The 276-nt window shown below is 61.6% G+C and carries 1 pseudogene; it reads right to left on the bottom strand.

Annotated elements, in window-relative coordinates:
* Positions 1 to 276 (bottom strand): annotated as a pseudogene (locus ACW5XD_RS23975) (IS1595 family transposase); the annotation flags it as partial.

Here is a 276-nt window from a genome sequence, read left to right as displayed (position 1 = left end):
TTGGCATTCATCTGCTCCAGCTGAAAATCTGCATGGTGTCCTGCCCGATCTTGCACCACCATCACCGGAATGTAATCCGGCCCGGTTCCACAAGTTCGCCCTTTACCCCCGCGACGCCGTGCCGGGCGCGGCAGCCCCCGTTGCCCCTTGAACGACTCGAGGAAGAAGGTCTTTTGCTGACCCCACAACGCATAGCTGCCTGGCGGACGGTCAGTCCTTCGATGAGGGCTTGCGCGTAGTCTTCCCAGCACTGTGCTTTGCGCAACCGGGCCAGGG

The sequence above is a fragment of the Aeromonas enterica genome, assembly GCF_054052465.1.
Note: the sequence above shows the minus strand (reverse complement) of the source record. Positions and strands in the feature narration are given on the sequence as shown.